At 71.2% G+C, this 7,822-nt stretch carries 8 protein-coding genes and 1 pseudogene; 4 read left to right on the top strand and 5 right to left on the bottom strand.

Going from position 1 to position 7,822, the window contains the following annotated elements; translation table 11 throughout:
* From ACWEVO_RS23085 to ACWEVO_RS23070, 4 genes and pseudogenes are all read right to left on the bottom strand, one after another.
* Positions 1-421: pseudogene (locus ACWEVO_RS23085) on the bottom strand (hypothetical protein); the annotation flags it as partial.
* Positions 418-1,335, bottom strand: coding sequence for an ABC transporter ATP-binding protein (locus tag ACWEVO_RS23080; RefSeq protein WP_452309608.1), 918 nt, complete (start codon positions 1,333-1,335; stop codon positions 418-420). The gene ACWEVO_RS23080 and the pseudogene ACWEVO_RS23085, both read right to left, overlap by 4 nt.
* A 180-nt stretch (positions 1,336-1,515) precedes the next feature.
* On the bottom strand, positions 1,516-2,913 hold the full coding sequence (locus tag ACWEVO_RS23075; protein WP_452309607.1) for an acyl-CoA synthetase: 1,398 nt from the start codon (positions 2,911-2,913) through the stop codon (positions 1,516-1,518).
* A 217-nt stretch (positions 2,914-3,130) separates the two neighbouring features.
* The gene (locus tag ACWEVO_RS23070) at positions 3,131-3,298 is read right to left on the bottom strand and encodes a hypothetical protein (RefSeq protein ID WP_452309606.1); all 168 of its coding nucleotides are present in this window, start codon (positions 3,296-3,298) and stop codon (positions 3,131-3,133) included.
* Positions 3,299-3,502: 204 nt separating this feature from the next.
* On the opposite strand from ACWEVO_RS23070, the gene ACWEVO_RS23065 reads away from it, so the two are divergent.
* Complete coding sequence (locus ACWEVO_RS23065; protein WP_452309605.1) at positions 3,503-3,883, top strand: DUF1622 domain-containing protein; 381 nt, start codon at positions 3,503-3,505, stop codon at positions 3,881-3,883.
* Positions 3,884-3,895: 12 nt separating this feature from the next.
* Here the strand turns inward: ACWEVO_RS23065 and ygiD are convergent, their stop codons facing one another.
* Entirely contained in the window at positions 3,896-4,765 is an 870-nt protein-coding gene (ygiD, locus tag ACWEVO_RS23060) for a 4,5-DOPA-extradiol-dioxygenase (protein WP_452309604.1), read from the bottom strand.
* A gap of 216 nt (positions 4,766-4,981) precedes the next feature.
* Between ygiD and ACWEVO_RS23055 the strand changes: the two genes are divergently transcribed.
* The 3 genes from ACWEVO_RS23055 to ACWEVO_RS23045 all read left to right on the top strand — a co-directional run bounded on the left by ACWEVO_RS23055 (position 4,982) and on the right by ACWEVO_RS23045 (position 7,690).
* Positions 4,982-5,482 carry a zinc ribbon domain-containing protein gene (locus ACWEVO_RS23055; RefSeq protein WP_452309603.1) on the top strand — a complete coding sequence of 167 codons (501 nt, stop codon included), beginning with the start codon at positions 4,982-4,984 and terminating at the stop codon, positions 5,480-5,482.
* Between the two features lie 544 nt (positions 5,483-6,026).
* The gene (locus ACWEVO_RS23050; RefSeq protein ID WP_452309602.1) at positions 6,027-6,833 is read left to right on the top strand and encodes a hypothetical protein; all 807 of its coding nucleotides are present in this window, start codon (positions 6,027-6,029) and stop codon (positions 6,831-6,833) included.
* 680 nt (positions 6,834-7,513) lie between these two features.
* The gene (locus ACWEVO_RS23045; RefSeq protein ID WP_452309601.1) at positions 7,514-7,690 is read left to right on the top strand and encodes a hypothetical protein; all 177 of its coding nucleotides are present in this window, start codon (positions 7,514-7,516) and stop codon (positions 7,688-7,690) included.
* The last annotated feature ends 132 nt before the right edge of the window (positions 7,691-7,822 follow it).

The following is a 7,822-nucleotide window of genomic DNA, read 5'->3' as shown; positions in this document are numbered from 1 at the left end:
TCAGCAGGTCGGCGACGCCGACCACGAGCAGGGCGGCGGCCAGCCGGGCGTGCCGGCCGACGGCGGCGGCGGTGACGAGCTCCGCCCGGCCGCTCTCCTCCTCGGTCCGGGTGTAGCGGACGACCAGCATGATGCTGGTGATCGCCACGAGCAGCAGCACCCAGACCGCGCTCTCCTTGATCACGATCCCGCCTAGGTGGTCGACGCCGATACTCGGCCCGCTGAACACCGCGGCGGCCGGGTTGCTGCCGACCCCCTCGGCGTACTCGCGCTGCTTCTCCGCCGAGGCGTACGCGTCGGCGAGTGACTTCGCCGGGCCGGCGGCGAGGCTGATCGCGAGCAGGATCCACACCGGCAGGCCGATCCGGTCCCGGCGCAGCGCCAGCCGGGCCAGGCGCCCGGTGCCGATCAGCTCACTCATCGGGCACCGACCTTCTCCCCGCTGCGGTGCGGGCCGACGTCGTAGTGGCGCAGGAACAGCTCCTCCAGCGTGGGCGGCTGGCTGACCAGCTCGCGCGCGTCGTGGTCGCCGAGGCGGCGCAGCACCTCCGGCAGCGCGTCCGGATCGACCTGGAGACTGACCCGGTCGCCGTCGACGGTGACGTTGTGGGTGCCGGGCAGCTCGCCCAGCCCCTCGGCCGGGCGGCCCAGCCGGGCGTGGATGGTGGTGCGGGTCAGGTGGCGCAGGTCGCTCAGCGAGCCGGTCTCCACGATCCGGCCGGACCGGATGATGCTCACCCGGTCGCAGAGCTTCTCCACCTCGCCGAGGATGTGGCTGGCCAGCAGCACCGTGCGGCCCTCCCGGCGGACCTCGCTGACGCACTGGTTGAACACCTCGGACATCAGCGGGTCGAGGCCGGAGGTGGGCTCGTCCAGGATGAACAGCTCCACGTCCGAGGCGAACGCCGCGACCAGGGCCACCTTCTGCCGGTTGCCCTTCGAGTAGGCCCGGCCCTTCTTGCGCGGGTCGAGCTGGAAACGGTCGAGCAGCTCGGCCTTGCGGGCCGGGTCCAGCCCGCCGCGCAGGCGGCCGAGCAGGTCGATGGTCTCCCCGCCGGAGAGCCGCGGCCAGAGGCTCACGTCGCCCGGCACGTACGCCAGCCGCTGGTGCAACCGGGTGATGTCCCGCCAGGGGTCGCCGTTCAGCAGCCGGACCGTGCCCGCATCGGCCCGCAGCAGGCCGAGCAGGACCCGGATCGTGGTGGTCTTGCCCGCCCCGTTGGGGCCCAGGAAGCCATGCACCTCACCGGTACGCACGGACAGGTCGATGCCGTCCAGCGCCACCGTCTTGCCGAATCGTTTGACCAGGCCCTGGGCCTGGAAGGCGTCACTCATGCGGCGAGGTTCGCAACCGCTGCTGGCAGAGCCCGCACAGATCGCTGTCACCCGGTCTCGGCTTGAACACACGTGCGGCGACATCTCCACACAGCTGCTCGCGAAGTTCGGGATGACGGCGAGCCAGAGCGCGGCGGACACCACGAGTCGACGTGCGGCCACGCACCAGGCTTCGCCGGCTCAGCCCAACCGCGACTTCTGCACCTTGCCGAGCGCGTTGCGGGGCAGCGCGTCCAGGAAATGGATCCGCCGGGGGCGCTTGTGGACGGCGAGCTGCCGCGCCACGAAATCGATCAGCTCCCGCTCGGCGGCGCCGTCGGCCACCACGTACGCCGTCACCCGCTGGCCGAGCTCGTCGTCCGGGACGCCGACCACCGCCGCCTCGCGTACGCCGGGGTGGGCCAGCAACGCCTCCTCCACCTCCCCGGCCCCGATCCGGAAGCCGCCGCTCTTGATCAGGTCGGTGGCGGCCCGCCCCACGATCCGGTGCCGCCCGTCCGGGTCGATCGTCGCCACGTCCCCGGTCCGGAACCAGCCGCCAGGCAGGCGTACCGCCGCGTCGGCGTCCGGCCGGCCCAGGTAGCCGTCGCACAGCGTCGACCCGTGGACCAGCAGTTCACCCATCGCCACGCCGTCGGCGGGCACGCCCGCCAGCCGGTCGTCGACCAGCCGTGTCTCCACTCCGGGCAGTGGCCAGCCCACCGTGCCGGGCAGCCGGGACCGGTCCGCCCGCGCGCTGACCGTGATCAGGGTTTCGGTCATGCCGTACCGCTCCACCACCCGGTGCCCGGTGAGCGCGTGCAGCCGGTCGAAGACCGCGGCGGACAGCGGTGCGCTCCCGGACACCAGCAGCCGCGCCCCGCGCAACGCCCGCGCCGCGGACGGGTCGGCGCCGATGCGCGACCAGACCGTCGGCACCCCGAACAGCAGCGAGCCGCCGGCCGCCGCGTACCGCCCCGGCCGGGGGCGCCCCACGTGGACGAGCCGGCCGCCGAGGCGCAGCGGCCCCAGCACGCCCAGCACCAGCCCGTGTACGTGGAACAGCGGCAGCCCGTGCACCAGCAGGTCGTCCGGCGTCCAGGACCAGGCGTCGGCGAGACCGTCGAGGCAGGCGGCGATCGCCCGCCGGGACAGCAGCACGCCCTTCGGCAGCCCGGTCGTCCCGCTGGTGTAGAGGATCAACGCCGGCCGGTCGCCCGCCGGTTCCGGGTGGCGGCTCGCCGAGCGGTCCCGCAGCGACACCGGCAGCACCGGCAGGTCGCCCGCGTCGACGTCGACGCCCGCCGGGGCCAGCACCGCCGTCACGGCCGAGTCGCGCAGGATGTGCGCGCGTTCCATCGGGCCGGCGTCCGGCGGCACCGGCACCACCGTCACGTCCGCCAGCAGCGCCCCGACGATCCCCACCACCGTCTCCAGCGTGGCGGTCGCCTCCACCGCCACCCGGTCGAGCCCGCGGAGCCGGTCGGCCACCGCCGACGCGCAGTCCAGCAGCCGGGTGCCGGGGATCGCCCGCCCGGCGACCCGGACCGCGTCGGGACGCTCGTCGGGCGTGTGCGACAGTGCCGGCAGCAGGGCCATCTGGCAGCCTCCCGTGCAGCGTGAGGTGCCCGGCCGGTGACCCGACGGGGCCGGACCCCGACGGGCCCCGCCCGACCGTAACCAGGGCCCGGAGGCCGCACCACCCCTAATCGGCCGCCGGGAGGCGACCGCGGTCGCCTGAGGCCGCGCCCGCGGGTTCGGCAGCCGCCGGTTCAGCCGGCGCGTGGCGGCGGGCCTGCCGCCCGACCCGTGAGCCTCACTCGTCGCCGACGGCCTCCGTCTCGCCGTCGTGCTGGAACTGCGCGGTCAGGTGCTCGTCGGGCTGCGGAGCCTGCGCCAGGTCATGGTGCGGGTCCCCGTCGGGGGAGAACAGGACCTGGTCGGTCTTCTTGGTCTTCTCCTGGTCCTCTTCCGGCTCTGTCACGTCCGCTCCTCGCGCGGTGCTGTCGCTGACCGGCCCGGGTGGGTCGGTCCAGTTATGTCCCGATACTCACCCTAGGCGCGGTGAGCCGCCCACCGCAGCCGATGCCGCCCGGTGTGGTGGGGTGGCCCGGCAGGAAACGCTCCCGGACGCCGCGGGCGATGCGCGATGGTGGGTGGCGACGGGGCGGCGGTACGGGGGTGACTGGTGCCGACCAAGGAGATCATCCAGCGGATCGGGGCGTTGCTGGACCTGGCCGGGGTGCTGGTCATCGCCCTGGGCATCGGCATCGCCACGGTGGTGTTCCTGCTGGGCTGGTGGCGTACCCGCCAGGTCATCGACCACTACCGGTCGTACCGGCAGGGGGTCGGGCGGGCCATCCTGCTCGGCCTGGAGTTCCTCGTCGGCGGCGACATCATCCGCACCGTCGCGGTCTCGCCCACTTTCGCCAGCGTCGGGGTGCTCGCCCTGATCGTGCTGGTCCGGACCTTCCTCAGCTTCTCGCTGGAGGTGGAACTCGACGGCCGGTGGCCGTGGCAGGGCAAGGGCCCGGCGGCCGGCCCCAGCGCGGGCTCCGCACCGCGGTGAACCGGTGGTGGGTCAGATGTTGGCCGAGTCGGCCGGGACGTCCGACGGCAGTGCGGGCGCCCCGGTCGGCGCGGCCTCCCGCTGGCAGTGCAGCCCGAGGGTGTACGCGGTCATCGACAGCGAGCCGTACGCGTACCCGTCGACCAGCACCTCGGGCCGGCCGTCGGCGGCACCCGCCAGCCCGGCCAGGTAGAGCAGCGGGATGAAGTGGTCCGGGGTCGGCGCGGCCAGGTCGTAGTCGCGGTGCCCGTCCAGCCGGGCCGCCTCGGTGGGCGCGTCCAGGACGACCTCCCGGGCCGCGTCGTCGAACCGGCGGGCCCAGTCGAAGCCCTCGTCGGTCAGGCGCGGGTCCACGCCGCCGAGGTTGTGCACCACGTTGCCGCTGGCCACCACGAGCACCCCGCGCTCCCGCAGCGGGGCGAGCCGCGCGCCGAGGTCGAGGTGGTAGTCCAGCGGCTTGAACGCGTTGATGCTCAGCTGCACGACCGGGATGTCCGCGTCGGGGAAGGCGTGGGTGAGCACCGACCAGGTGCCGTGGTCGATGCCCCAGGAGTCCAGGTCGGCGCCGACCCAGGTGGGGTGGACCACGTCGCTGATCTCCTCGGCCAGCTCCGGCAGCCCGGGCGCGGGATAGCGGACGTCGAACAACTGCTGCGGGAAGCCGTAGAAGTCGTGGATGGTGCGGGGCCGGGGCATGGCGGTGACCGCGGTGGCGCCGATGTACCAGTGTGCGGAGACCACCAGGATCGCGCGGGGCCGGGGCACCGACCGGCCGAACTCCCGCCAGGCCGAGGTGTAGCGGTTGACCTCCAGGGCGTTCATCGGGTTGCCGTGCCCGAAGAACGCCGCCGGCATCGTCGTGCGCGTCGTCTGTTCGCTCATCCTGCTCCCCGCCGCCGGCCGTGTCCCCGAGGTTATCCCGGTCCGGCCGCCGGTGTCCGGGCGACGGCCCGGTGGGTCACGCCCCGTACGCGAGGTCGAACATCATCCTTGGGGTGCGCCGTCGCGGATCGCCTCGGCGTAGGTGGCGGGTCCATTACGGCAGACGACCTTCGCCGATGGGTCGTCGCCAGGCGGTACACCTCATCCACCGCGTCCATGCTCGATCAGCGTCCGGTTCACCACCGGGGCGATCCGCGTGGAGCCCGACCGCAAGCATGTCGTGCTGCCGGCTGGGCCGGCTCAAGCTGCACGAGTCCGCCCGCAAGCGAGATCCGTCGGCAGGTGGGCTATCGCTTTAAGGCCTCGTGGAACGGTGGCCGGCGGATCGTCGCGGACCGCTGGTATCCCTCCAGCAAGACCTGTTCGGGCTGTGGTGCGGTGAAAGCCAAGCTGCCGCTGCGTGTCCGAACCTACCTCTGCGACTTTTGCGGTTTGGTCCTCGATCGGGATGTGAACGCCGCGCGTAACCTCGCCGCCCTCGCGGATGAGGTCACCACCGCCGGGAGTGGCCCGGTGGCAGGACGTGGAGCCGACCGTAAGACCCGCCCCGGCGGGCCGGTGGCCATGAAACGTCAACCCGGCACGGCATCCGCCGGTCAGGCCGGGACCGTCCCACCGCAAGGCGGGACATGCCGATCAGTCGCTAAAGCGCACTGACAGGTACCGGTAACGGTGAGTGCTGCGCGCGCAGGAGGTAAACGCCGGAGGTGGCGGCGATGGGGGTGCGCAGGATCGCCGGTCGGGTACGGGCGAGCCCATGTGGGCAGGGCGGTGGCCGAGATGCGGGTGCGACGGCGGCGATGACCCCGGCGCAGACTGCGAGGGTAGCGCGGAGCCGAGGGCCCAGTTCAGGTACGGGTAGCAGTCGAATTCGACGGCGGCGCCGGTTGCAAGGCCGTAGGGCACGGAAGAGCGGATTACCAAGTGAAAGTGAATCTAGTTGAATGCCATAAAGCGGCCGGGCTTTTGGTCGCGCGCAAGCCCTGCGACCAGGTGAACGCCCGAGTTGGGTTCCTATGCCGGTATCACGAGAACTGATTTTCCCGGCAATCCCGCTCAAAGCGCAGCGCCCGCGACGATTGTCGACTTGCGCAAGGAAGCCCCGATACACCCCGCGCTTAAGTTGAATTGCATATAGCGATCAAGGGTTTCTCCTGTCACTCTTATGGGCATCGGTTTCATCCATCTGAGAGGAGAAACGATGACCAGTACGGGCCGTCGAATCACGACGCTGGCAGTGCTCGCGGTGGCAGTAGCGGCCATGTGCGTCTACTTCTCCACCGCGCGGTCCGCCAAGGAGATACCGGCGGCTGCCGGAGCCCGAGGGCCGGCGATGACCGCCGCATCCATGCGGTCGGCGTTGCTCCCCGAGGCGCAACATCCGGCAGGCACCACGTTGCAGGAGATGCCTCTCACAAAGGGGGACATGAACGCCTCGCAGGGCGGGATGATCGTGGCCCCCGAAAGCTGTCTGGGCGCGCTCAAGGTCGCCCTCGGCACGGACGAGGTGAACGGGTGGATTCAGCGTGGCTCACGCAAGACCAGCACCGGTTACGCCCCGTTCCAGAACTCGGTGGGCCAGGTCAAGGGCGGTCTCGACGTGGCGAAGCTGCGCGCGGCCGTCGGCACCTGCAAGTCCGGCACCATCACCTGGCCAGAGAAGAAGCTGACTGCGACGATCAGCCTCTCCGAGGTCACCGCGCCTGCGATCAAGGGCGCGAACACGTTTACGTACATGTCCACAATGTCGTTCACTGGGGTTACCAAGGAGCAACTCAAGGACGTGTCACAGTGTGCGATCGAGCAGCAGGCCACGATCTCGAACGCCTCCTGCGTAACTTATAAGGCCACGGGGGGCAAGACGATGGACGTGGCCTTGGAGGTGTTCGTCGGGTACGCGGCCGTCGGCGACACATTCGTCGAGGCCTGCGAGGCTACCGCGCAGCAGGCCAACGAGATGGTCGCCCTCATGTTCGACCGGCTAGAGGAGACGAACAGCGCGGCCTGACAAATCGCGTAGAGTTTCTAAAGTACCGTCACGCCCACGGGCTTGGTGCTGGTTTCGCAAGAATTCCCACCAACCCATCGATAGCGCCGAGACCGCGAAAATGCGGTCCCGGCGCGGCGGGTCGGGCCCTAGTGCCGTACCCGCGAACGCTCACGGTGTCGGTCAGGCTGCTCGGGTGTCATATTGTCCCGCGGTGTCGCCCACAGAAACACCCTCCTGATGATGGAATCGGGGCTGCGGGAACCTGCATCGAGGATCGTGACGACGCTACTGGCTTCAAGCCCGACCACCCGTTCACGCCCGCGAACTTTCCGCATCACCTGTCCGACTCGTCTCCGGAGGCTCTTCCCTCGGGATTCCAGCCTCGCCGGACAGGCTGCCGACGGAGGGCCTTTGGTTTCTTGACGTTTGTGGCCCGCGATGGCACGCGGCTTCGGCGGCATCCTCGTCGGCGACGCTGGCGTCCACGGCGGCCCGGGCGGCAGACCTACCCTGGACCCACCCGCCCGCCGCCTCCAACGCCTCACCGCCACAATCCGCTGACCCAGCGACCGCCACTGCGTCTGACAAACGGCTTGATCATCCGTCGGAAAATCGACAGAAGTGGACGCCGGGCGGGCCGCCCCTGTGGGTGGCGCTCCGTACGCGATCGCGTCGCCTGGCCGGCTGCCCTGCTGGCCGTGGCGGTGTCCCTGTTTCTGGCGGCCCAGGTGGTGGAGGTGGACGCGTCCGTGATCGCCTGGCTTGCCGCCGCGCTTCCGGCGCTCGGCTTCCTGACGATGGTGAAGATCGCTGTCGGCCGCGCCGAAGTCCGCCCCCAGCCGGCCGCAACGCCCGGCGGTGCGGAACCGAGCTAGGACCGCCGCTGACTTGACACGCCGGTCCCGGACACCAGAGCGCCGGTCCCCGGCCCGCCGCTGCGAGCGTCCGCGGGCACTGCCGCGGTCCGGGATGTCTCCACCACGGTCCCCGCCGCGGCGGACCAAGAC

The organism is Micromonospora sp. NPDC003776, from assembly GCF_053605645.1.
Note: the sequence above shows the minus strand (reverse complement) of the source record. Positions and strands in the feature narration are given on the sequence as shown.